1 protein-coding gene is annotated in these 459 nt (G+C 66.4%); it reads left to right on the plus strand.

Annotated features, from left to right (window positions below):
* Positions 1–459, plus strand: a 459-nt coding sequence (locus tag AC1DHL_RS29885; protein ID WP_478164349.1) for an AMP-binding protein, incomplete at both ends; no start/stop codon positions are given.

Raw genomic sequence — 459 nt, forward strand, 5'->3', positions numbered from 1 at the left:
ACTACGTCGTGTCACTACTCGGCATCATGCGCGCCGGGTTGATCGCGGTGCCGGTGAATTTCAAGCTGCCACAGGCACTGGTCGAATATATCGTCGACGACAGTGGCGCAAAGCTTGTGCTGTGCGACAAGGCGAAACACGCGCAGGTGCCCGCCGGCGCGCCCGTCATCGCGTTCGGCTCATCCGAATACGCGGCCCTGAGTGCGCCGAGCGGCGATACATCGCCTTTCACGCCGTACGCGCCCGCCGATGAAGACCTGGCGCTGCTGCTCTATACCTCCGGCTCCACGGGGCGGCCCAAGGGTGTGCGCCTGAGCCACGCCAGCCACCTCTGGGTGGTGCGGGCACGCCAGGCCAGCACACCGCTGACCAACGAGCGCGTGCTGATKGCCGCGCCGCTGTACCACATGAATGCGCTGGCGCTGATCCTGCTGGCGTTGGCCTGCCACGCGCCATTGG

It is taken from the genome of Variovorax sp. 10L426 (assembly GCF_056395305.1).